The following is a 22689-nucleotide window of genomic DNA, read 5'->3' on the forward strand; positions in this document are numbered from 1 at the left end:
CCGACCGGACACGGGTTCGACGAGGCTTTCGACAAGGAGCAGGCACAGTGCAGCGCTGGCGTGGCTTGGAGGACATCCCCCAGGACTGGGGGCGCAGCGTCGTCACCATCGGCTCCTACGACGGAGTCCACCGCGGACACCAGCTGATCATCCGGCATGCCGTGGACCGCGCCCGGGAGCTGGGCGTGCCCGCCGTCGTCGTCACCTTCGACCCGCACCCTAGCGAGGTGGTCCGCCCCGGCAGCCACCCGCCCCTGCTCGCCCCGCACCACCGCCGCGCCGAACTCATGGCGGACCTCGGCGTGGACGCGGTGCTCATCCTCCCCTTCACGACCGAGTTCTCGAAGCTGTCCCCGGCCGACTTCGTCGTCAAGGTCCTCGTCGACAAGCTGCACGCCAAGGCGGTCGTCGAGGGACCGAACTTCCGCTTCGGCCACAAGGCCGCGGGCAACGTGGAGTTCCTCGCCACGCAGGGCAAGACCTACGACTTCGAGGTCGAGGTCGTCGACCTGTACGTGACGGGTGAGGCGGGCGGCGGGGAGCCGTTCTCCTCCACGCTGACGCGGCGTCTGGTCGCCGAGGGCGACGTCCGGGGCGCGGCGGAGATCCTGGGCCGGCCGCACCGGGTGGAGGGCGTCGTGGTCCGCGGCGCCCAGCGCGGCCGCGAACTGGGCTTCCCCACGGCCAACGTGGAGACGCTGCCCCACACGGCCATCCCGGCCGACGGTGTGTACGCCGGCTGGCTCCACGCGCAGGGCGAAGCGATGCCGGCCGCCATCTCCGTGGGCACCAACCCGCAGTTCGAGGGGACCGAGCGGACGGTGGAGGCGTACGCCATCGACCGGGTCGGGCTGGATCTGTACGGGCTGCACGTCGCGGTCGACTTCCTGGCGTTCGTGCGCGGGCAGGCGAAGTTCGACACGCTGGACGCGCTGCTGGAGCAGATGGGGCGCGACGTGCAGAAGTGCAAGGAGCTGGTGGCGGCCGAGAAGGCCGCCTAGAACGCTTCGGGGCCGCTCGCGGGTGCGGTGGGGCCCGCCGGGCGGTTGCCCGGGCCCTTCGAGGACGCGTGCGCGACTGCCCAGTGGCAGGCCACCTGCGAGGTCCCGTCTCCGCTCAGCACCCGGAGGTCCTGGTGTCTGCACGCGTCCGCCACGTCCGCCCGCTCCGCCTCGCCGCCCGCCAGGATCTGACACCGGGCGTGGAAGCGGCAGCCGGACGGCACGCGTGACGGATCCGGCGGTTCGCCGGTGAGGATCACCGGGGCGCCCGGAGCCTCCGGGAGGACCGACAACAGGGCCTGGGTGTAGGGGTGCCGGGGGGCTGTCAGGACCTGTTCCACCGCCCCCGTCTCCACGATCCGGCCCAGGTACATCACGGCCACCCGGTCGGCGATGTTCCAGGCCAGGCCCAGATCGTGCGTGACGACCAGCGCGGACAGCCCCAGTTCCGTGCGCAGCCGGAGCAGCAGGGCGAGGATCTCGCCGCGCACCGAGGCGTCGAGGGAGGCCACCGGTTCGTCGGCGACGAGGAGTTCGGGTTCCAGGACGAGCGCGCCCGCGATGACGACCCGCTGGCGCTGCCCGCCGGACAGCTCGTGCGGGTAGCGCAGGAAGAAACGCTCCGGGGGACGCAGACCGGCCCGGGACAGGGCTCCGGCGACCGCCGTGCGCTCGTCGCCCGGGAAGTTGTGGATGCGCAGCCCCTCGGCGACGGCGTCGTACACCGTGTGCCGGGGGTTGAGGGAGCCGCTCGGGTCCTGCAGGACCAGCTGGACGCGCTTGCGGTAGGCCTTCAGGGAGCGGCTGGAGTACTCCAGGGGGCGGCCGTCGAAGGCGACCCGGCCCGCCGTGGGTTCCACCAGCCCCAGCAGGCTGCGGGCCAGGGTCGTCTTGCCGCAGCCGGACTCGCCGACGAGCGCGACGATCTCGCCGGGCCGGATGTCGAGGTCGACGCCGTCCACCGCGCGGGCCCGGGGACCGCCGTGCCGGCCGGGGAAGGTGACGTGCAGGCCCCGGGCGCTCAGCAGCGGAGCCGTCGCGACCTCGGGGGCCGTGGGGGAGAGGGTCATGGCGTGCTCGGCCTCGCTTCCTCCAGGGCCTCGGGGCCCTCCGGTGCTCCACGCCCGTCACGGGCCGCCGATGCGTCAGCAGATGCGTCAGGGGCCCTCGTGCCACGGGCCTCCGACACCGCACCAGAGTCCGACACCGCACCAGACTCCGACACCGCGCCGGCCTCCGACGCGTCACGGATGCCGGCCGTTCCGTCCGCCGTCCCGTCCATCGCCGCACCCGGCGAACCTTGCCCACCCGGCGCTCCCACCAGCACGCACGCCGCCCGGCGTTCCGGCCCCGCCTCCCGCAGCGCCGGGTCGTGCTCGGCGCACGACTCCAGGGCCACCGGGCAGCGCGGGTGGAACGTGCACCCGGACGGCAGCGCGGCCGGGTCCGGCGGGTCGCCCGCCAGTCCCTGCGGCGCGAACCGGGAGGCCGGGTCGCCGATGCGCGGGAACGCGGCCGACAGGGCTTTGGCGTACGGATGCCGGGCGTCCTCGTACACCTGGGCCGCAGGGCCCTCCTCGACCACCCGGCCCGCGTACATCACCGCCAGCCGGTCGCAGGTGTCGGCCAGCACGGCCAGGTCGTGGCTGATCATGATCAGGCCCAGGTCCTGGTCCGCGACCAGCTGCTCGATGAGCCGCAGGATCTGGGCCTGGATCATCACGTCGAGCGCGGTGGTCGGCTCGTCGGCGATGACCAGGCGCGGGTCGCAGGCCAGGGCCATGGCGATCATGACGCGCTGGCGCTGCCCGCCGGACAGCTCGTGCGGGAAGGCGTCGGCGCGGGCCGCGGGCAGGCCGACCTGCTCCAGCAGCTCGCCGGTCCTCTTCTTCGCCCCGGCCGGGGTCGCCTTCCGGTGCAGCAGGATCGGCTCGGCGATCTGGTCGCCGACGCGGTGCACGGCGTTCAGCGAGTGCATCGCGCCCTGGAAGACGACGGAGGCCCCGGCCCAGCGCACCGCCCGCACCCGGCCCCACTTCATGGCCAGCACGTCCTCGCCGTCGAGCAGGACCTCCCCGGTGATACGCGTCCCGGACGGCAGCAGCCGCAGCAGGGCCAGTGCCAGCGTCGACTTGCCGCAGCCGGACTCCCCGGCCAGGCCGAGCTTGCGCCCCGCCTCCAGGCGCAGGTCCACCCCGCGCACGGCGGCCGCGCCGCCCGGGTACGTCACGGTCAGGTTCCTGACGTCGAGCAGACTCAACGCGACACCCCCAGCCTGGGGTTGAGGACGGACTCCACGGCTCGCCCGCACAGCGTGAACGCCAGCGCCACCACGGCGATGGCGACGCCCGGCGGCACCAGGTACCACCAGTCCCCGGCACTGACCGCGCCCGCCTCCCGGGCGTCCTGGAGCAGCCCGCCCCAGGACACGACCGTCGGGTCGCCGAGACCGAGGAAGGCCAGCGTGGCCTCGGCGAGGATGGCCGAGGAGATGATCAGGGTCGTCTGGGCCAGCACCAGCGGCATCACGTTGGGCAGGACGTGCCGGGACATGATGTGCCAGTGGCCACCGCCGAGCGCCTTCGCCCGCTCGATGTACGGCCGCGTCTCCACGGCGAGGGTCTGCGCCCGCACCAGACGGGCCGTGGTCGGCCAGGTGGTGACGCCGATCGCGACGACGATCGTGGTCAGCGAGCGGGACATGACGGTGGCCAGGGCGATCGCCAGCACCAGTGTCGGCATGACCAGGAACCAGTCGGTGATCCGCATCATCACCGTGGCGTACCAGCCCTTGAAGTGCCCGGCCGTGACCCCGATCAGCGTGCCGATCGCCACCGACAGCACGGCCGCGAGCAGCCCCACCAGCAGCGACACCCGCGCGCCCCAGATCACCAGGCCCAGCAGGTCCCGCCCGAACTGGTCGGTGCCGAGCGGGAACTCGGGGCTCGGGCTCTGCATCGGACGCCCCGGAGCCTCCGTCACACTGCTCACGTCGGAGCCCACGAACAGGGGTGCGAACAGCGCCAGCAGCGCGCACAGGGCGAGCACGGCCAGGCCGTACAGCCCCGCCCGTTCGGCGCGGTACTGCCGCCAGAAGCGGGCGACGGAGGCCCGGCGGCGCTGCCGGGCCAGGGCGCGCGGACCCGGGGCCGGGCCGGTCGACGTCGTCATCGGGCCACCCGGGGGTCGAGCAGCGGATAGACCAGGTCGGCGAGGGTGTTCATCAGGATCACCGCGGCGGCGAACACGAAGAACAGGCCCTGCACCAGCGGCAGGTCGGGCACGCTCAGCGCCTGGTAGAACAGCCCGCCGAGGCCCGGCCAGGAGAACACGGTCTCCACCAGGATCACGCCCGCCACCGTCCGTCCGAGGTTGATGAAGATCAGCGTCACGGTGGGCAGCAGCGCGTTCGGCACGGCGTGCCGGCGGCGCACGAGATCGTCGCGCAGGCCCTTGGCGCGGGCGGTCGTCAGATAGTCGCTGCCCATCTCGTCCAGCAGCGCCGACCGGGTGACCAGCAGCGTCTGCCCGTACTCCACCGCCACCAGCGTCACCACCGGCAGCACCAGATGGTGTGCCACGTCCAGGACGTGGGCGAAGCCCTCCTCGCCGCCGGACTCCATGCCGCCGGTCGGGAACAGGCCCGGCACCGGGCCGATGCCCACCGACAGCACGACGATCAGCAGCAGCCCGAGCCAGAAGGACGGGATCGAGTACAGGGTCAGGGCCAGACCGGTGTTGACCCGGTCGCCGAGCCCGCCGCGCCGCCACGCCGAGCGCGTGCCCAGGAAGATGCCGAGCGCGGTGTAGAGGACGAAGGCCGTGCCGGTGAGCAGCAGGGTGTTGGGCAGCGCCTCGGTGATCTTGTCGACCACCGGCGCGCGGAACTGGTACGACGTGCCGAAGTCACCCGTCAGGGCCTTGCCGCAGTAGTCGGTGAACTGCCGCCACAGGGGCAGGTCGAGCCCGAACTCCTCGCGGTAGGCGGCCAGCTGCTCGGCCGAGACCTGGCGGCCGCCGGTCATGGTCTTCACCGGGTCACCGGGGATCAGCCGGAAGAGGAAGAAACTGGTGACGAGGACGGCCAGCAGCGAGACGGCCGCACCGGCCACCTTGCCGGCCAGGTACCGCGGGTACGCGGAGCGCCCGCGCACCCGCGGCCCGGGCGCCTGCTGCCGGTCCTCGGCCAGCGCGGGCGTGGTGTCGGTGGTCATCGGCGTCCGGTCACTCACGGTCGTCGGCACCGGCCCGGCGGCGCACCGCCACGACCGTGCCGAGGCCGATCAGCAGGACGAGGCTCGTGGCGACGACGGCGACGACGGTCGTGGACGAGCCGCCGGAGGAGTCTCCGGAGTCCGCCGGGACCGCCGACCACCAGCTCCAGTAGCCGTCCTGACCGTAGATGTTCCCCGCCTTCGCCGGCATCGTCGTGATCGACTCGATCTGGTCCGTCCGGTAGGCCTCGACCGCGTTCGGGTACGCCATGACGTTCATGTACCCGAGGTCGTACAGCCGCGACTCCATCTGCTTGACGATGTCCGCCCGTTTGGCGGGGTCGTACTCGGCGAGCTGGCGGGCGTAGAGCTCGTCGTACTTCTTGTCGCAGATGAAGTTGTCGGTCGCGCCGGTGTCCTCGGGGGTCGCCGGGAGCGCGCCGCAGGTGTGGATGGAGAGCACGAAGTCCGGGTCGGGGTTGACCGACCAGCCGTCGAAGGCCAGGTCGTACCGGCCGGCGAGCCAGGGGTCGGTCACGTTGTCCAGGCAGTTGAGCCGGACGCCGATGCCGAGCTTGCCCCACCACTCCTGGAGGTACTTGCCGACCGCCTTGTCGTTCGGGTCGGTGGCGTGGCACAGCACCCGGTACGTGAGGGGCTTGCCGTCCTTGCCGACGCGCTTGCCGTCGCCGTTCTTCCGGTACCCGGCCCGGTCGAGCAGCCGGGCCGCCTCCGCCGGGTCGTACGCCAGCTTCTGGCTCTCGGACGGCTTCCAGAAGTAGTCCTGGAAGCGCGGCGGGATGTAGCCCTCGCCCTCGACGGCGTGGCCCCGGAACACCTTGTCGATGATGGCCTCCCGGTCGACGGCCATGAACAGCGCGTTGCGCACCCGCTGGTCCAGCAGGGACGGGTGCCCGTCGCCGAACTTCTCACCGTTCCTGGCCTTCGCGCCCGGGTTGGTGGCGAGGGCGTAGAAGCGGCGGCCGGGCGCGTCGTTCACCCGGATGTTCTCCGCGCCCTCCAGGGACTCCGCCTGGGCGGGCGTCAGGGACGGCGACCCGGCGACGAACGACACCTCGCCCTTGCGCAGCGCCGAGACGGCCGCGTCCTGGTCCTTGTAGTAGCGGAAGACCAGTTCGTCGAACTTCGGCGCCCCGCGCCAGAACCTGTTGTTGGCCTTGAGCCGGACATAGCTGTCGGCCTTGTAACCGGTCAGCACGAACGGCCCGTTGCCCACCACCGGGAAGCTCTTGTCGTTGTTGAACTCGGAGAAGTCCGGGACCTTCTCCCACACGTGCTTCGGCACGATCGGCACGTCGAGCGCGGTCATCGTGGCCTGCGGCTTCTTCAGCTCGATGACGAGCTTGGTGGGGCTCGGCGCGGTCACCTTCTCGAAGTTCCCGACGTAGCTGCCGTTGGCCGTGGCCGCGCCGTCGTCCGTCATCATCTTGTTGAACGTCCAGGCCGCGTCCTCGGCGGTGGCCGGCTCGCCGTCCGACCACGTGGAGTCCGAGCGGATCGTGTACGTCCAGGTGAGCTTGTCCGGCGAGGCCTCCCACTTGGTGGCCAGGCCCGGCACGGCGTGGTTGTCCTTGGGGTCGTAGTTCGTCAGGTACTCGTACATGAGCCGATGGATGCTCGTGCTGAGCAGCCGGACCGCCAGGAAGGGGCTGAGCGAGTCCACGCTCTGCGCGACCGCGACGGTCAGCACCTTCTTGCCGTCGTCGGCCGCCCGGGCCTGCCGGGGCGCCGGGTCGAGCGGGGTCGCGAGCCCGGCGGTGAGGGTGAGCGCGGCCGCCCCGGCCACGGCGACGCGCCTGAGGCCGCGCGGGAGGCTGTGTGTCTGATCGATCGTGCCCATGGTCGGACCTCGCGTCATCGCTCGGACGGGAAGGACGGGTTGATCAGCGGTCAGTGGATGCTGAGTGTGTATCAGCGGCCGTCTCCACCCGTCAACGGCGCGTTCACCCCTTGTGGCCTGCGGAAATAACGAATTGGCGAGCTTTTCGCGCCCATTGGTAGAGACCACTGACGCGCTGCTGGCCAGGGCCTGACAACGGATTTGGCCCGCACCGGCGCCGAAACGCGCGACGGCCCGCGCCGAGTGCGAGCGGCGCGGGCCGGAGACGGGACCGGCCCCTCGAAAGGGGCCGATCGGGTGAGGCGATTACTGCGTCGGGGGCGGGGGCGGCGGGGTCTGCCCCTGCGGGTCGGGCTGCCCGGGCTCCCCGGGGTGAGCGGGCTGTCCCGGCTGCGGGTAGCCGTAGCCGGGCTGCGGCGGGACGGCCGGGGGCTGACCGGGCTGCCCCGGCTGCGGGTAGGGCGGCTGACCCGCGGCCTGCGGGTACGGCTGCTGCCCCGGCTGGGGGTAGGGCTGCCCGGGCTGCTGGTACGGCTGGGGCTGGGGCTGGGGCTGGTGCGGGTAAGGGCCCGGGCCCGGCTGCTGCTGTCCCCGGTACGGGGGCTGGCCGGGCGCGTGCTGGCCGGGGTACGGGGGCTGGCCGGGGACGTGCTGGCCCGGCAGCGGCGGGGCGGCGACCGGCGGCGGGTTGCCGTCGGACGTCCACAGCCCGTGCGACTGCTGGTGACGGACGAAGTCCTCGGCGACCAGCGCAGCGAGGTTGAAGTACGCCTCCCGCACCTTCGGCCGCATCATGTCGAGGTCGACCTCCGCACCGGCGGCGAGGTGCTCGTCGAACGGCACGACGACGACGCCCCGGCAGCGCGTCTCGAAGTGCGCCACGATGTCCTCGACCTTGATCATCTTGCCGGTCTCGCGCACTCCGGAGATGACGGTGAGGGAGCGCGAGACGAGGTCGGCGTACCCGTGCGCCGACAGCCAGTCCAGCGTGGTGCTCGCGCTGCTCGCCCCGTCCACGGACGGCGTCGAGATGATGATGAGCTGGTCCGCGAGGTCGAGGACGCCGCGCATGGCGCTGTAGAGCAGACCGGTACCGGAGTCGGTCAGGATGATCGGGTACTGCTTGCCCAGCACGTCGATCGCCCGCCGGTAGTCCTCGTCGTTGAACGTCGTGGACACGGCCGGGTCGACGTCGTTGGCGATGATCTCCAGCCCGGACGGCGCCTGGGACGTGAACCGCCGGATGTCCATGTACGAGTTGAGGTACGGGATCGCCTGGACGAGGTCGCGGATGGTCGCCCCGGTCTCCCGCCGCACACGGCGTCCGAGGGTGCCCGCGTCCGGGTTGGCGTCGATCGCGAGGATCTTGTCCTGCCGCTCGGTGGCGAGCGTGGAGCCGAGCGCGGTGGTGGTCGTCGTCTTGCCGACACCGCCCTTGAGGCTGATCACCGCGATCCGGTAGCAGGACAGCACGGGCGTACGGATCAGCTCCAGCTTGCGCTGCCGCTCGGCCTCCTCCTTCTTGCCCCCGATCTTGAACCGCCCGCCGCCGGTGGCCGGACGGCTGCTCTTCGCCTTCTGCTTCTTGCTGTTGAGCAGCCGGTCGGAGGACAGCTCCACGGCGGCGGTGTAACCGAGCGGCGCGGCCCCGGGGTTGGTGGGCTGCCGCTGATCGTGCCGGATCGGCTGCGGCCAGGCGGCACCGGTGCGGGGGTCGACGGGCGGCTGGGGCTGACCGGGCTGCCCGCCCTGCCCGGGCTGAACCGGCGGCTGCTGGGCACCGGGGTGCGGGGGCTGGGCCTGCGGGGGCACGGCGGGCTGGGGGAAGCCGTAGCCACCGTCGGCGTTGGGGGTGGGGCCGGACGGGGTGTCCGGCTGCTGGACCGGGGGCGTGCCGGGCTGCGGTTGCGGCTGGGCCTGAGGCTGCGGTTGGGCGTGAGGCTGTTGGGCCTGGGCCTGTGGTTGCGGCTGCGGGTTGGTGGGGGTGCCCGGGTGCGGGAAGCCGTAGGCGGCCTGCGGGGCCGGGGCCGGAGCGCCGGGGTGCGGGAAGCCGTAGCCACCCTGGGCGTGCGGGGTGGCCGGGGCGGGGGCGCCCGGGTGCGGGAAGCCGTACGCGCCGGGCTGCGCGGGCGGCTGGCTCGGCGGTGCGGGCGTGCCCGGCTGGTTCCAGGCGGCGGGCGCGGGCTGCGGCGCCTGCGGCTGGAACGGCGGCTGCTGGGCCGGCACCGACGGCTGGGGCGGCACCGGCGCCTGCCCCTCGGCCACGGCAGGTCGGGGCTGGGGCTGGGGGTGGGAGACCGAGGGCTGACCCTGCGGCTGCTGTTGCGGCTGCTGCTGAGGTTGGGCCGGCCACTCGCTCGCCGGTGCCGGAGCGGCCGGCTGGTACGACGGCGGCAGCGGCGGCACGCCCTGCGGGACCGGGGGAGTCCACGCCCCGGCGGCGTCCTGCGGCGCGCTGTCCTCGTCACCGTCCTCGCCGTCGGCGTCGGGAGCGGGCACGGCATCCGAAGGCTCGGTGTCACCGGAGCCGGAGGGCTCGGCGTCCTGCGCGTCGGCCGGAGACACCTCCGTGGGCACGGCATCGGCCGGCTCGGCGTCATCCGCACCACTTTCCGTGGCACCGGCGCCTGCCGGAACGGCGTCTCCGGGAACGGCGTCCGCCGGAACGGGCTCCTCGGGCGCGGCGTCAGCCTGTGCGGCATCCGCAGGAACGGCGTCTTCGGGGACGGCGTCTTCGGGAACGGTATCTCCCGGAACGGCATCTCCCGGAACGGCGTCGACCGGCACCGCGTCCGCGGTCACCGTCTCCTCCGGAACGGCGTCCTCCAGAACGGCGTCCTCCGGAACGGCGTCTTGAGGCTCGGCGTCCGCGGACGCCGACTCGTCGCTCTCCGCCCCCGGGGCGTCCTCGTCCGCGGTGCCGTCCACCGGGGCGGTCACCGACGGCTCCGCGTCCTCCGAGCCGGCTTCACCGGAGTCGGCGTTGTCCACGCGGTCATCCGCACCGGAAGCGCCCACGGTGTCCGCCGGGTCGGACGACGACTCGGCGGCGGCGCGCTCCGCGATCTCCCGCTTCAGCGCGACGGCCGAGAAGCGCATGGTGGCACCACTCTCCAGGTCACCGCCGCCCGACTCGACGGACTCGCCCGACTCGACGGACTCGCCCGATTCGGCGGACCCGGTGGACTCGGCGGACTCGGCGTCATCGGAGGCCGGAGCGACCGGGGCGACCGGAGCAGCCGGAGGCGTCTGCGGCGGAACGGGCGGCGTCCCCTGCGCCTGATAGCCGCCGACCGGGATCTGCGGCACAGCCGTAGGAGAGCCGGGATCGGCAGCGGGCTCCTCGGCCCGTCCGTCGGACGAGTCGGACCGCGCCCCCTGCGGCTCGAACCCCACCGGAAGCCGGGGAACGCCGGACGGCCCCCCGGCAGACGGCGCGGGAGGCGTGAAGGGCGCACCCGGAGCGGGCGCCGGAGGAGTGAACGGGGCGCCGGGGGCGGACGGAGGCGCAGGCGGTGTGAAGGGCACCCCGGGAGCCGGAGCCGGCCCCGGACCGGGGGAGTGCGACGGCCCCCCGGAGGCCGGCGCCCCGGCAGAGGGAACAGGCGGATACGCGTAACCCCCGGAGGGATTCGCATGCGGCGGCGGAGTCAGCCCGGGCAGCGGCGGAACTGGCCCCTTCGGCACACCGGCACCAGCACCGGCACCCGAAGCAGCACCGGCACCGGCACCCCCACCGGCGGCCCCCGACGCACTCGACTCCCCGGACGGCGTCCCGGAGTTCGTCCCCGAACTCCCCGAGGCGTTCTGCGTGTACCAGGCGGGCGGCGCGTAGTCGATGGTGAACTCGCCCGTCACCTCTGCCGCGGACTCCGCGTCGGGCTGGTCATCGCCGGGTGTCGCCCAGCCCCCGCGGATCCCGTCCCGATCGCTGCTCACAGTGTTCCTCCTGGTGTGGTCGAGCACCCTCATGCCGTGCTGGGGCGACCCTTGCTTGTCGTCCGACGTCGTGCGAAGCCGTGCGAAGTCGTATGAGGCGTACCGAGGTCGTCCGAGGCAGTCCGATCCACAAACTCCCCCGTGTTCCCCCTGGGGCACCGGCGCCCGCTCCACGGTTTCCGGCGCAGCGCCCCGTCCCAGCCTAATCACCACAAGCCCCGCCCCGGCAGGCCCGTCCACCCCCGAGCATCCGTCCGCCGCGTCACAACCTGCCCGGAAGGTGCCCCGAAGTGACGTACACAGCACACACGTTGAGGAACGAAAAGGGACGACAAACGTGAAGAACCCGAACGTCCTCGCCCAAGACGCCGTCACCGTCGCGCACAACGCGACGAGGGGCGGCCGTCCACCGGCTCGCCCCTCGTCGTGCGGTTCCGCGCTACTGCCCGGCCGCGGACCCCGCGTCGCGCTGCCGCGGCTCCAGGTCGAACTCCCCGTCCCGCGCTCCCAGCACGAAGGCCCGCCACTCCGCCTCCGTGTACCGCAGCACCGTGTCCGGGTCGAGCGAGGACCGCATCGCGACGGCCCCCTCGGGCAGGTACGCGATCTCGACCCGCTCCTCGTGCTCCTCGGTGCCCGGCGCGCAGTGCCACTCCACACCGGAGATGTCGAGGGCGTAGAGCTCGTCCCGCTCCCGCTCCTTGCGTGCCTTGATCTCCTCAGCCGTCTCCGCCATGCCGCAGCGACCCCTTCCCGACGTACGAACGATCCCGAGCCCGCCCACCCTAGTGGCCCCCTCCGCCCCGGCCGGGGCGCTTCCGGGACCAGGGCAAAAAGGCCCCCGACCACCTGGTACTCTGGTCGACGGCCGTTTGTGTACGCACCCCCGGAACCAGCCGTTCTGGAGGCCGCGCCCAGCGGATCCCCGCCTTCCGAGTCACGGAAGATCCCCCGAGAAGCAGACCGGGGGCACTCGGTGGCCATCGCAGACCAATGAGGAGTACGCGTGTCGCTCGACGCCGCTACGAAGAAGCAGATCATGTCCGAGTTCGGTACCAAGGAGGGCGACACCGGCTCCCCCGAGGTCCAGGTCGCTCTGCTGTCCCGTCGGATCTCCGACCTGACCGAGCACCTCAAGACCCACAAGCACGACCACCACTCCCGTCGTGGCCTGCTGATCCTCGTGGGTCAGCGCCGCCGCCTTCTCCAGTACCTGGCGAAGAAGGACATCCAGCGCTTCCGTGCGCTGGTCGACCGCCTCGGCATCCGCCGCGGTGCGGCGGGCGCCAAGTAAGACGCCGTGAAGGGAGCGGTTCCCGGCAGAATCGGGGCCGCTCCCTTTGCTGTACGCGCGCAACTGTACGTGCGGAGTGTCACCACCCCTTTGTAGTGTGGTAGCACAGCGCACGACACAGCACGAACAGTGCGCGACACAGCACGACGAGCACGACGCACGACACAGCACGACGCACGACGCACGACAAGACGAGGAGAGGCGCACCACGCCGCCGCCGGTCCTCGGTAGTGGCCCCCGGGGAAGAAAGCCCCGGGTGCTTCGATCGAAGACCGGCCCGCACAGCACGGCGCGCATCTCCGGAATGTCCCCCTGCCACACGGGCAGACGAGGGACGAAAGACGACAAGCAAACGGAGAGATCGCTAGTGGAGAACGAGACCCACTACGCCGAGGCCGTCATCGACAACGGCGCCTTCGGCACCCGCACCATCCGCTTCGAGACGGGCCGCCTGGCCAAGCAGGCCGCCGGCTCCGCCGTGGCGTACCTGGACGACGACACCATGGTGCTGTCGGCCACCACCGCGTCCAAGAACCCCAAGGACCAGCTCGACTTCTTCCCGCTCACGGTGGACGTCGAGGAGCGGATGTACGCCGCCGGCAAGATCCCCGGCAGCTTCTTCCGCCGCGAGGGCCGCCCCTCCGAGGACGCCATCCTCACCTGCCGCCTGATCGACCGCCCGCTGCGCCCGTCCTTCAAGAAGGGCCTGCGCAACGAGATCCAGGTCGTCGCCACGATCATGGCGCTCAACCCCGACCACCTGTACGACGTCGTGGCGATCAACGCCGCCTCCGCGTCCACGCAGCTGGCCGGCCTGCCCTTCTCCGGCCCGATCGGCGGCGTCCGCGTCGCGCTGATCAACGGCCAGTGGGTCGCCTTCCCGACGCACACCGAGCTCGAGGACGCCGTCTTCGACATGGTCGTCGCGGGCCGCACCCTGGAGGACGGCGACGTCGCGATCATGATGGTCGAGGCCGAGGCCACCGAGAAGACGATCCAGCTGGTCAAGGGCGGCGCCGAGGCCCCGACCGAGGAGGTCGTCGCCGCCGGTCTCGAGGCCGCGAAGCCCTTCATCAAGGTGCTCTGCAAGGCCCAGGCCGACCTCGCGTCGAAGGCCGCCAAGCCGACCGCCGAGTTCCCGATCTTCCTCGACTACCAGGACGACGTCCTGGAGGCGCTGACGGCCGCCGTCAAGCCCGAGCTCGCCCAGGCGCTCACCATCGCCGCCAAGCAGGAGCGCGAGGCCGAGCTGGACCGCGTCAAGCAGCTCGCCGCCGAGAAGCTCCTGCCGGAGTTCGAGGGCCGCGAGAAGGAGATCTCCGCCGCGTACCGCGCGCTCACCAAGCAGCTGGTCCGCGAGCGCGTGATCAAGGAGAAGAAGCGGATCGACGGCCGCGGCCTGACGGACATCCGCACCCTGGCCGCCGAGGTCGAGGCCATCCCGCGCGTCCACGGCTCCGCCGTGTTCGAGCGTGGCGAGACCCAGATCCTCGGTGTCACCACGCTGAACATGCTCCGCATGGAGCAGCAGCTGGACACGCTGTCGCCGGTGACGCGCAAGCGCTACATGCACAACTACAACTTCCCGCCGTACTCCACCGGCGAGACCGGCCGCGTCGGCTCCCCGAAGCGCCGCGAGATCGGCCACGGCGCCCTCGCCGAGCGCGCCCTGATCCCGGTCCTGCCGACCCGCGAGGAATTCCCCTACGCGATCCGCCAGGTCTCCGAGGCGCTCAGCTCGAACGGATCGACGTCCATGGGCTCGGTCTGCGCCTCCACGATGTCGCTGCTCAACGCCGGTGTGCCCCTCAAGGCCCCGGTCGCCGGCATCGCCATGGGCCTGATCTCCCAGGAGATCGAGGGCGAGACGCACTACGTGACCCTCACCGACATCCTCGGTGCGGAGGACGCCTTCGGCGACATGGACTTCAAGGTCGCCGGCACCAAGGAGTTCGTCACCGCCCTCCAGCTCGACACCAAGCTGGACGGCATCCCCGCCTCCGTCCTGGGCGCGGCCCTGAAGCAGGCCCGCGACGCCCGCCTCCACATCCTCGACGTGATGATGGAAGCGATCGACACCCCGGACGAGATGTCCCCGAACGCCCCGCGGATCATCACCGTCAAGATCCCCGTGGACAAGATCGGCGAGGTCATCGGCCCCAAGGGCAAGATGATCAACCAGATCCAGGAGGACACGGGCGCCGAGATCACGATCGAGGACGACGGCACGATCTACATCGGTGCCGCCGACGGCCCCGCCGCCGAGGCCGCCCGCGCCACGATCAACGGCATCGCCAACCCGACGATGCCCGAGGTCGGCGAGCGCTACCTGGGCACGGTCGTGAAGACGACCACCTTCGGTGCCTTCGTCTCCCTGCTCCCCGGCAAGGACGGTCTGCTGCACATCTCGCAGATCCGCAAGCTGGCCGGCGGCAAGCGCGTGGAGAACGTCGAGGACGTCCTCGGCGTGGGCGCCAAGGTCCAGGTCGAGATCGCCGAGATCGACTCCCGCGGCAAGCTCTCCCTGATCCCCGTGATCGAGGGCGAGGACGGCTCGGACGAGAAGAAGGACGACGCCGACCAGTGACGTCCCGTGGCTCGAAGGCGACGGCCCGCACCTCCTCGGAGGCGCGGGCCGTCGCCCGTACCCAAACCCTCATCAAGGGCGAGAACGGCATCGGCACGGTCCGCAAGACCACCCTCCCGGGCGGCCTGCGCATCGTCACCGAGACCCTGCCCTCGGTCCGCTCCGCGACCTTCGGCATCTGGGCCCACGTCGGCTCCCGCGACGAGACCCCGGCACTGAACGGCGCCACCCACTACCTGGAGCACCTGCTCTTCAAGGGCACGAACCGCAGGTCCGCCCTGGACATCTCCTCCGCCATCGACGCGGTCGGCGGCGAGATGAACGCGTTCACGGCGAAGGAGTACACGTGCTACTACGCACGCGTGCTCGACAGCGACCTGCCGCTCGCCATCGACGTGGTCTGCGACATGCTGACCGGCTCGCTCATCCTCGAGGAGGACGTCGACGTCGAGCGCGGCGCCATCCTCGAAGAGATCGCCATGACCGAGGACGACCCGGGCGACTGCGTGCACGACCTGTTCGCGCACACGATGTTCGGCGACAACCCCCTCGGCCGCCCGGTCCTCGGCACGGTCGACACGGTCAACGCCCTCACCGCCGACCGCATCCGCCGCTTCTACAAGAAGCACTACGACCCGACCCACCTGGTCGTCGCCTGCGCCGGCAACATCGACCACGCCAAGGTCGTCCGGCAGGTCCGCGCCGCCTTCGAGAAGGCCGGCGCCTTCAAGGACCTCACCGCCGAGCCCGTCGCCCCGCGCGGCGGCACCCGGGCCCTGCGCACCGCCGGCCGCGTCGAGCTGGTCGACCGCAAGACCGAGCAGGCCCATGTCGTGCTCGGCATGCCGGGCCTGTCCCGCACCGACGAACGCCGCTGGGCGCTGGGCGTGCTCAACACCGCGCTCGGCGGCGGCATGTCCTCCCGCCTCTTCCAGGAGGTCCGGGAGAAGCGCGGCCTGGCCTACAGCGTGTACTCGTACACCTCCGGCTTCGCCGACTGCGGCCTCTTCGGCGTCTACGCCGGCTGCCGGCCCTCCCAGGTGCACGACGTGCTCAAGATCTGCCGCGACGAACTCGACCACGTCGCCGAGCACGGCCTCACCGACGAGGAACTCGCCCGGGCCGTCGGCCAGCTCCAGGGCTCCACGGTCCTCGGCCTGGAGGACACGGGCGCGCTGATGAACCGTATCGGCAAGAGCGAGCTGTGCTGGGGCGAGCAGATGTCCGTCGACGACATGCTGTCCCGGATAGCGTCGGTCACCCCGGACGACGTCCGGGCGGTCGCCGGGGAGATCCTGGGACGCAAGCCCTCCCTGTCGGTCATCGGCCCGCTGAAGGACAAACAGGCGGCCCGCCTGCACGACGCCGTCGCCTGACCAACCCCTGGTGAAGGAAGCACAAGAGATGAGCAAGCTGCGCGTGGCGGTCCTCGGCGCCAAGGGCCGGATCGGCTCCGAAGCCGTCCGGGCCGTCGAGGCCGCCGAGGACATGGAGCTGGTCGCCGCCCTGGGCCGGGGCGACGAGCTGGAGGCACTGACCGAAGCCGGCGCCCAGGTCGCGGTCGAGCTGACCACGCCCGACTCGGTCATGGCCAACCTCGACTTCTGCGTCGGCCACGGCATCCACGCGGTCGTCGGCACCACGGGCTGGACCGAGGAGCGCCTCGCGCAGCTGAACGGCTGGCTGGCGAAGTCCCCGGAGACGGGCGTGCTCATCGCGCCGAACTTCTCCATCGGGGCCGTCCTCACCATGAAGTTCGCGCAGCTCGCGGCCCCCTACTTCGAGTCCGTCGAGGTCGTCGAACTGCACCACCCGAACAAGGTGGACGCCCCCTCCGGCACCGCCACGCGCACCGCGCAGCTCATCGCCGAGGCCCGCCGCGCCGCCGGCACCGCCCCGGCCCCCGACGCCACGGCCACCGCGCTCGACGGTGCCCGCGGCGCCGACGTCGACGGCGTCCCCGTCCACGCGGTCCGGCTGCGCGGGCTCCTCGCCCACCAGGAGGTCCTGCTCGGCGGCGAGGGCGAGACCCTCACCGTCCGGCACGACTCGCTCCACCACAGCAGCTTCATGCCGGGCATCCTGCTCGGCGCCCGCCGTGTGGTGAGCACCCCTGGCCTGACCTTCGGCCTGGAACACTTCCTGGACCTGAACTGAGCCCCTGACCGTCATGCGCGCGAAGCTCACCTACGCCCTCACGGCCGCCGTCCTGGTCGTCTACTTCGTCCTGGTCGGCAGCCGCGGCGTCCTGCTCATCGAGACCGGCACGCCCCTCACCGTCACCTTCGGCGTGGCGGTGCTGATCCTGCCGGCCATCGGTCTGTGGTTCCTGTGGAAGAACACCCAGTTCGTCCGCAGGGCCAACGCCCTCGCCGCCGAGCTCGACGCCGAGGGCGGCCTGCCCGTCGACGAGTTGAAGCGCACCCCCAGCGGGCGCATCGACCGGGACTCGGCCGACGAGGTGTTCGCCCGGCGCAAGGCCGAGACGGAGGCCGCCCCGGACGACTGGCGCACCTGGTTCCGCCTCGCCGTGGCCTACCACGACGCCCGGGACACCCCGCGCGCCCGCAAGGCGATGCAGCGCGCCATCGCCCTGCACGACGGCAGACGGCCCGAGACGGCCTGAACACCGGTCCGCGCATGCGCAGGGGGCCGGACCGCATCGGACGGTCCGGCCCCCTGCGCACGCCAGGAGGAAGGTCAGTGCGGGCGGTACTCCTCGGCCCAGGCCTCCACCGAGTCGGCCGCCCGGTCGAAGGCCTCCGTGCGCCCCAGGAAGTCCAGGTTGTGCGTGGACATCAGCGGTGGCACGTCCCCCGCCGCACGCCCCTGCCGCTCCAGCAGCAGCGCCTGCCCCTGCACCGTCCGGGGCAGCCCCAGCCAGCGCACCGGCTGCTGCACCGTGCGCACGGAGACCACCTGCTCCCAGGGCGCCGTACGCGTCGTGAAGAAGGCCACCTGGCGCAGACCGCGCGCGCTCACCCACACGCCCACCCGCAGCAGCCGCAGCGCCCCGGCGATGACCAGCAGCGCGAGGGCGAAGACCAGCCCGGCCGAGGCGGGTTCGGCCGTCGCCGCGATGACGACGGCCGCGAACAGCACGAACGAGGCGAGCAGCAGCGCGAGCGCCGCGGCCGCCACCCGCCAGGGCCCCGGCCGGTACGGCCGCCGCCACCGGTCACGGTCGTCGTAGGGGAGCGGGACGTCGTCCGCCGCCTCGAAAACGCGGTCGGCCGTCAGAAAGGGCAGGGGCACGGCGGGTCCTCACTCGATCCATGCGCGGGCTGTGCCCGGTGAGGCTACCGATCTGTGTCCCCGGTCACCAGCGGCGGGGGGCCGGATGGAGTCACGGCCGCCAGGAGGCGGTTCAGCGCCTGTCGGACGCCTGCGACTGCTGGGGCCGGTCGGTCGAGTGGTCGGGCGACAGCGCGGGCGTCCCGATGACCAGGGACCCCACGAGTCCCGCCACGATGGTGAGCCCCATGAGCCATCGGCCGGCCATCTGGCCGACGGACAGCCGCTCACGCGGTGGGGGAGTGACATTGCTGCGGAACCTGTCGGCCTCTGCGACGAAGGCGAACGGTACGGGTTCACGCCGACCGGACATCAGGGGTGCGTCTCCCTTCGAGGGTGGAACGGGTCACTGTCATCTGTCATGACGAACGAACTCCCTCGCAGGTGCCCGGTTTCACCAACTTCATCGCGGCACGTCACTGAACGTAGAGTGGCGTCGCCAAGAGACGCGATGGGAAGGCCCTGCGAACCGTGACCGAGACCCCCGACGACGACTTCAAGATCGATCTGCGCAGCGATGTCACCGTTGAGCTGGTGAAACACAGCGCGGCCGACTCCGACGTGCTGTTCGCCGCCCGGGTTTCCACCCTGGGGGAGCAGTCCCTGGACGAGCTGAAGAAGGACCCCGAGCGCTCCAAGGGCCTGATCAACTACCTGATGCGGGACCGGCACGGCAGCCCCTTCGAGCACAACTCGATGACCTTCCTCATCAGCGCCCCGATCTTCGTCTTCCGTGAGTTCATGCGGCACCGGGTCGGCTGGTCGTACAACGAGGAGAGCGGCCGCTACCGCGAGCTCCAGCCGGTCTTCTACGTGCCGGACACCTCCCGGAAGCTGATCCAGCAGGGACGTCCGGGCAAGTACGAGTTCGTCGAGGGCACCCCCGAGCAGCACCGGCTGGTCGGCGAGGCCATGGAGGCCTCCTACCGCCAGGCCTACGAGAAGTACCAGCAGATGCTCGCCGCCGGCGTCGCCCGCGAGGTCGCCCGCGCGGTCCTCCCGGTCGGCCTCTACTCCTCGATGTACGCCACCTGCAACGCCCGCTCGCTGATGCACTTCCTCGGCCTGCGCACGCAGCACGAGCTGGCGAAGGTGCCCTCCTTCCCGCAGCGCGAGATCGAGATGGTCGGCGAGAAGATGGAGGCCGAGTGGGCCCGGCTCATGCCGCTCACCTACGCCGCCTTCAACGCCAACGGACGCGTGGCGCCGTAGCGCAGCCCGCTTTCCGCGGTCAGGCACAGATGTACGGTTCAGCCGTGCGAAGTGTCCGTATTGCGGCATTTCTAGAAGTTCATCTAGCCTGATCAAACGGGTCCGGCACTGCTTGAACCCCCGAGCAGGCAGTGCCGGGCTCCACCTTTGTCACGACTTGTCGCCTGCCCCTAGGGCAGACCCGCTCCTGAGCAACGAGTAGCGTGTAACCCATGGCTCCGACCTCGACTCCGCAGACCCCCTTCGGGCGGGTCCTCACCGCCATGGTCACGCCCTTCACGGCGGACGGCGCACTCGACCTCGACGGCGCGCAGCGGCTCGCCGCCCACCTGGTGGACGCAGGCAACGACGGCCTGATCATCAACGGCACCACCGGCGAGTCCCCGACCACCAGCGACGCGGAGAAAGCGGATCTCGTACGGGCCGTCCTGGAAGCCGTCGGCGACCGCGCCCACGTCGTGGCCGGAGTCGGCACCAACGACACGCACCACAGCATCGAACTGGCCCGCGCGGCGGAGCGCACCGGCGCGCACGGCCTGCTCGTCGTGACGCCGTACTACAACAAGCCCCCGCAGGAGGGCCTCTACCGGCACTTCACGGCCGTCGCCGACGCCACCGGCCTGCCGGTCATGCTCTACGACATCCCCGGCCGCAGCGGCGTCCCCATCAACACCGAGACGCTCGTCCGCCTCGCCGAGCACCCGCGGATCGTCGCCAACAAGGACGCCAAGGGCGACCTCGGCCGCGCCAGCTGGGCCATCGCCCGCTCCGGCCTCGCCTGGTACTCCGGCGACGACATGCTGAACCTCCCCCTGCTCTCCGTCGGCGCGGTCGGCTTCGTCTCCGTCGTCGGCCACGTGGTCACCCCCGAGCTGCGCGCCCTGGTCGACGCGTACACCTCCGGCGACGTGCAGAAGGCCACCGAGATCCACCAGAAGCTGCTCCCCGTCTACACGGGCATGTTCCGCACCCAGGGCGTGATGACCACCAAGGCGGCGCTCGCCCTGAGGGGCCTGCCCGCCGGACCGCTGCGCGCCCCCATGGTCGAGTGCGCGCCGGAGGAGATCGAGCAACTCAAGATCGATCTTGCCGCCGGCGGGGTACAGCTCTGACATCAGACTTCGCGCGGATGTCCGCGTATGTGCTTCACAACTGAATAGGCGGGCCACCGGTGCCCGCACCACGCCACAACGACAACTGCTGTTGCACGAACGTCACGCGCGCCACGTGCCCAACCGGTACGTGGCGCGCGTGGTGAGGAGAGTCTTTTGAGTCATCCGCACCCCGAACTCAGCGCGCCCCCGCCGCTGCCGGAAGGCGGCCTGCGGGTCACCCCCCTCGGCGGTCTCGGCGAGATCGGCCGCAACATGACGGTCTTCGAGTACGGCGGCCGCCTGCTGATCGTCGACTGCGGAGTGCTCTTCCCCGAGGAGGAGCAGCCCGGAATCGACCTGATCCTGCCGGACTTCTCGTCGATCAGGAACCGCCTCGACGACATCGAGGGCATCGTCCTCACGCACGGCCACGAGGATCACATCGGCGGCGTCCCCTTCCTCCTGCGCGAGAAGCCGGACATCCCGCTGATCGGCTCCAAGCTGACCCTCGCCCTCATCGAGGCCAAGCTCCAGGAGCACCGCATCCGTCCGTACACCCTGGAGGTGGTGGAGGGGCACCGCGAGCGCATCGGCCCCTTCGACTGCGAGTTCGTCGCGGTCAACCACTCCATCCCGGACGCGCTGGCCGTGGCCATCCGCACCCCCGCGGGCATGGTGGTCCACACCGGCGACTTCAAGATGGACCAGCTCCCGCTGGACAGCCGCCTCACGGACCTGCACGCCTTCGCCCGCCTGAGCGAGGAGGGCATCGACCTCCTCCTGTCGGACTCGACGAACGCCGAGGTCCCGGGGTTCGTCCCGCCCGAGCGGGAGATCTCCAACGTCCTGCGGCAGGTCTTCGCCGGCGCCCGCAAGCGCATCATCGTCGCGAGTTTCGCCAGCCACGTGCACCGCATCCAGCAGATCCTGGACGCCGCGCACGAGTACGGCCGCCGGGTCGCCTTCGTCGGCCGCTCCATGGTCCGCAACATGGGCATCGCCCGCGACCTCGGCTACCTGAAGGTCCCGCCCGGCCTGGTGGTGGACGTCAAGACGCTCGACGACCTCCCGGACAGCGAGGTGGTCCTGGTCTGCACGGGCTCCCAGGGCGAACCGATGGCGGCCCTGTCCCGCATGGCCAACCGCGACCACCAGATCCGCATCGTCCAGGGCGACACGGTGATCCTGGCGTCGTCCCTCATCCCCGGCAACGAGAACGCGGTCTACCGCGTGATCAACGGCCTCACCCGCTGGGGCGCCAACGTGGTCCACAAGGGCAACGCCAAGGTCCACGTCTCCGGCCACGCCTCCGCGGGCGAGCTGCTGTACTTCTACAACATCTGCCGCCCCCGGAACCTGATGCCGGTGCACGGCGAATGGCGCCACCTGCGCGCCAACGCCGAACTGGGCGCCCTGACCGGCGTTCCGCACGACCGCATCGTCATCGCCGAGGACGGCGTCGCCGTCGACCTCATCGAGGGCAAGGCCAAGATCTCCGGCAAGGTCCAGGCGGGCTACGTCTACGTCGACGGCCTCTCGGTCGGTGACGTCGGCGAGCCGGCCCTGAAGGACCGGAAGATCCTCGGCGACGAGGGCATCATCTCGGTGTTCGTGGTCATCGACTCGTCCACCGGGAAGATCACCGGAGGCCCGCACGTCCAGGCGCGCGGCTCGGGCATCGAGGACTCCGCCTTCGGCGAGGTGATCCCCCGGATCACCGAGGTACTCGAACGCTCCGCGCAGGACGGCGTGGTCGAACCCCACCAGCTGCAGCAGCTCATCCGCCGCACGCTGGGCAAGTGGGTCTCCGACACGTACCGGCGCCGGCCGATGATCCTGCCCGTGGTGGTGGAGGTCTGACGGCCCGTCGGGTCTGAGCCAGTCCCAACTGGGAGCGGGGCACCTCGATTTGCATCGGGGCGCCCCGCTCCAGTAGGTTTACAACTCCTCCCGACGGGGCACCCGGTCCAACTCAGGCACCGAGGACATGTCCGGCCGGGCGGGAAATCCGACTCAGAACTTCTGATAAAGTCGGAACCGCCGGAAAGGAAACCCGCGAAAGCGGAAACCTGGAAAGCACCGAGGAAATCGGGTCGAAAAAAGATCTGATAGAGTCGGAAACGCAAGACCGAAGGGAAGCGCCCGGAGGAAAGCCCGAGAGGGTGAGTACAAAGGAAGCGACCGTTCCTTGAG

18 protein-coding genes are annotated in these 22689 nt (G+C 71.3%); 9 read left to right on the forward strand and 9 right to left on the reverse strand.

Features of this window, described 5'->3' with window-relative positions; translation table 11 throughout:
• The first annotated feature begins 47 nt into the window (after window positions 1-47).
• Complete coding sequence (locus tag ACIGAN_RS29575) at window positions 48-1001, forward strand: bifunctional riboflavin kinase/FAD synthetase (RefSeq protein ID WP_365739191.1); 954 nt, start codon at window positions 48-50, stop codon at window positions 999-1001.
• Here the strand turns inward: ACIGAN_RS29575 and ACIGAN_RS29580 are convergent.
• From ACIGAN_RS29580 to ACIGAN_RS29610, 7 genes are all read right to left on the reverse strand, one after another.
• Window positions 998-2071 carry an ABC transporter ATP-binding protein gene (locus ACIGAN_RS29580; RefSeq protein WP_399862156.1) on the reverse strand — a complete coding sequence of 358 codons (1074 nt, stop codon included), beginning with the start codon at window positions 2069-2071 and terminating at the stop codon, window positions 998-1000. The genes ACIGAN_RS29575 and ACIGAN_RS29580 overlap by 4 nt on opposite strands.
• Window positions 2068-3261 (reverse strand): ABC transporter ATP-binding protein, encoded by a 1194-nt coding sequence (locus ACIGAN_RS29585; RefSeq protein WP_399862158.1) that lies wholly within the window; start codon window positions 3259-3261, stop codon window positions 2068-2070. The genes ACIGAN_RS29580 and ACIGAN_RS29585 overlap by 4 nt, the downstream gene beginning before the upstream one ends.
• Window positions 3258-4172, reverse strand: a complete 915-nt coding sequence (locus tag ACIGAN_RS29590) for an ABC transporter permease (RefSeq protein ID WP_365739186.1) — start codon at window positions 4170-4172, stop codon at window positions 3258-3260. Before ACIGAN_RS29590 ends, ACIGAN_RS29585 begins: the two co-directional genes overlap by 4 nt.
• Window positions 4169-5215, reverse strand: a complete 1047-nt coding sequence (locus tag ACIGAN_RS29595) for an ABC transporter permease (protein ID WP_399862161.1) — start codon at window positions 5213-5215, stop codon at window positions 4169-4171. Before ACIGAN_RS29595 ends, ACIGAN_RS29590 begins: the two co-directional genes overlap by 4 nt.
• Window positions 5216-5225: 10 nt before the next feature.
• Entirely contained in the window at window positions 5226-7076 is a 1851-nt protein-coding gene (locus tag ACIGAN_RS29600; RefSeq protein WP_399862163.1) for an ABC transporter substrate-binding protein, read from the reverse strand.
• 306 nt (window positions 7077-7382) lie between these two features.
• A complete protein-coding gene (locus ACIGAN_RS29605) occupies window positions 7383-11015 on the reverse strand; it encodes an SCO5717 family growth-regulating ATPase (RefSeq protein ID WP_399862165.1) in 3633 nt (1210 codons plus the stop codon).
• A 439-nt stretch (window positions 11016-11454) separates the two neighbouring features.
• The gene (locus ACIGAN_RS29610; protein WP_365099418.1) at window positions 11455-11751 is read right to left on the reverse strand and encodes a DUF397 domain-containing protein; all 297 of its coding nucleotides are present in this window, start codon (window positions 11749-11751) and stop codon (window positions 11455-11457) included.
• Between the two features lie 270 nt (window positions 11752-12021).
• Between ACIGAN_RS29610 and rpsO the strand changes: the two genes are divergently transcribed.
• The 5 genes from rpsO to ACIGAN_RS29635 all read left to right on the forward strand — a co-directional run bounded on the left by rpsO (window position 12022) and on the right by ACIGAN_RS29635 (window position 17522).
• Window positions 12022-12309, forward strand: coding sequence for a 30S ribosomal protein S15 (rpsO, locus tag ACIGAN_RS29615; protein ID WP_010042739.1), 288 nt, complete (start codon window positions 12022-12024; stop codon window positions 12307-12309).
• A 367-nt stretch (window positions 12310-12676) separates the two neighbouring features.
• On the forward strand, window positions 12677-14896 hold the full coding sequence (locus tag ACIGAN_RS29620) for a polyribonucleotide nucleotidyltransferase (RefSeq protein WP_365739178.1): 2220 nt from the start codon (window positions 12677-12679) through the stop codon (window positions 14894-14896).
• Window positions 14893-16272 (forward strand): M16 family metallopeptidase, encoded by a 1380-nt coding sequence (locus ACIGAN_RS29625; RefSeq protein ID WP_399862167.1) that lies wholly within the window; start codon window positions 14893-14895, stop codon window positions 16270-16272. The genes ACIGAN_RS29620 and ACIGAN_RS29625 overlap by 4 nt, the downstream gene beginning before the upstream one ends.
• Before the next feature lie 28 nt (window positions 16273-16300).
• A complete protein-coding gene (dapB, locus tag ACIGAN_RS29630) occupies window positions 16301-17053 on the forward strand; it encodes a 4-hydroxy-tetrahydrodipicolinate reductase (protein WP_365739175.1) in 753 nt (250 codons plus the stop codon).
• 13 nt (window positions 17054-17066) lie between these two features.
• On the forward strand, window positions 17067-17522 hold the full coding sequence (locus tag ACIGAN_RS29635) for a hypothetical protein (RefSeq protein WP_365739173.1): 456 nt from the start codon (window positions 17067-17069) through the stop codon (window positions 17520-17522).
• Between the two features lie 74 nt (window positions 17523-17596).
• On the opposite strand, the gene ACIGAN_RS29640 is transcribed toward ACIGAN_RS29635, so the two are convergent.
• Both ACIGAN_RS29640 and ACIGAN_RS29645 read right to left on the reverse strand, forming a co-directional pair.
• On the reverse strand, window positions 17597-18151 hold the full coding sequence (locus ACIGAN_RS29640) for a hypothetical protein (RefSeq protein ID WP_399862169.1): 555 nt from the start codon (window positions 18149-18151) through the stop codon (window positions 17597-17599).
• Between the two features lie 112 nt (window positions 18152-18263).
• The gene (locus ACIGAN_RS29645) at window positions 18264-18503 is read right to left on the reverse strand and encodes a hypothetical protein (protein WP_365099413.1); all 240 of its coding nucleotides are present in this window, start codon (window positions 18501-18503) and stop codon (window positions 18264-18266) included.
• 158 nt (window positions 18504-18661) lie between these two features.
• Between ACIGAN_RS29645 and thyX the strand changes: the two genes are divergently transcribed.
• The 3 genes from thyX to ACIGAN_RS29660 all read left to right on the forward strand — a co-directional run bounded on the left by thyX (window position 18662) and on the right by ACIGAN_RS29660 (window position 22356).
• Window positions 18662-19402, forward strand: a complete 741-nt coding sequence (gene thyX, locus ACIGAN_RS29650; protein WP_365099412.1) for an FAD-dependent thymidylate synthase — start codon at window positions 18662-18664, stop codon at window positions 19400-19402.
• A 212-nt stretch (window positions 19403-19614) separates the two neighbouring features.
• Window positions 19615-20514, forward strand: a complete 900-nt coding sequence (dapA, locus tag ACIGAN_RS29655; RefSeq protein WP_399862172.1) for a 4-hydroxy-tetrahydrodipicolinate synthase — start codon at window positions 19615-19617, stop codon at window positions 20512-20514.
• Between the two features lie 156 nt (window positions 20515-20670).
• On the forward strand, window positions 20671-22356 hold the full coding sequence (locus tag ACIGAN_RS29660) for a ribonuclease J (protein ID WP_365099410.1): 1686 nt from the start codon (window positions 20671-20673) through the stop codon (window positions 22354-22356).
• Window positions 22357-22689 lie beyond the last annotated feature (333 nt).

This window comes from Streptomyces sp. NPDC085931 (assembly GCF_044540565.1).
GTDB lineage: Bacteria > Actinomycetota > Actinomycetes > Streptomycetales > Streptomycetaceae > Streptomyces.

What these genes read in the sequence shown, in the direction of transcription:
- ACIGAN_RS29580 (WP_399862156.1), bottom strand. Translation starts at nt 2,071, where the DNA reads ATGACCCTCTCCCCCACGGCCCCCGAGGTCGCGACGGCTCCGCTGCTG.
- ACIGAN_RS29590 (WP_365739186.1), bottom strand. Translation starts at nt 4,172, where the DNA reads ATGACGACGTCGACCGGCCCGGCCCCGGGTCCGCGCGCCCTGGCCCGG.
- ACIGAN_RS29595 (WP_399862161.1), bottom strand. Translation starts at nt 5,215, where the DNA reads ATGACCACCGACACCACGCCCGCGCTGGCCGAGGACCGGCAGCAGGCG.
- ACIGAN_RS29600 (WP_399862163.1), bottom strand. Translation starts at nt 7,076, where the DNA reads ATGGGCACGATCGATCAGACACACAGCCTCCCGCGCGGCCTCAGGCGC.
- ACIGAN_RS29610 (WP_365099418.1), bottom strand. Translation starts at nt 11,751, where the DNA reads ATGGCGGAGACGGCTGAGGAGATCAAGGCACGCAAGGAGCGGGAGCGG.
- dapB (WP_365739175.1), top strand. Translation starts at nt 16,301, where the DNA reads ATGAGCAAGCTGCGCGTGGCGGTCCTCGGCGCCAAGGGCCGGATCGGC.
- ACIGAN_RS29635 (WP_365739173.1), top strand. Translation starts at nt 17,067, where the DNA reads ATGCGCGCGAAGCTCACCTACGCCCTCACGGCCGCCGTCCTGGTCGTC.
- ACIGAN_RS29645 (WP_365099413.1), bottom strand. Translation starts at nt 18,503, where the DNA reads ATGTCCGGTCGGCGTGAACCCGTACCGTTCGCCTTCGTCGCAGAGGCC.
- dapA (WP_399862172.1), top strand. Translation starts at nt 19,615, where the DNA reads ATGGCTCCGACCTCGACTCCGCAGACCCCCTTCGGGCGGGTCCTCACC.